The following is a 269-nucleotide window of genomic DNA, read 5'->3' on the forward strand; positions in this document are numbered from 1 at the left end:
CCCTACAGTGGGGATGTTATCTGGCTTTTCGCTGACGGTACCTGGACCATCAACGAAGCCGACGGACCCCTAGCACCCAAGCAAAAACGCTGGGCGCAAACAGTCGCCCAACACATCACCGCCACCAGGAAACGTGTGCGCGAAGAAGCCCAACACCTCAAACAAGAACTCGACGACTACGCACAACAACAAGCCAAAGCCAAAGCCGAAGCCGAAACCCAGGCCAACACCGACACTGACAGCGGCGAGGACATCCCCTTCTAAAACCT

General features: G+C 56.5%; 1 pseudogene. It reads left to right on the forward strand.

Annotated elements, in window-relative coordinates:
* Positions 1–264 (forward strand): annotated as a pseudogene (locus HMPREF2792_RS09300) (HNH endonuclease); the annotation flags it as partial.
* Between the last annotated feature and the right edge of the window lie 5 nt (positions 265–269).

This window comes from Corynebacterium sp. HMSC068H04 (genome assembly GCF_001811255.1).
Classification (GTDB): domain Bacteria; phylum Actinomycetota; class Actinomycetes; order Mycobacteriales; family Mycobacteriaceae; genus Corynebacterium; species Corynebacterium hesseae.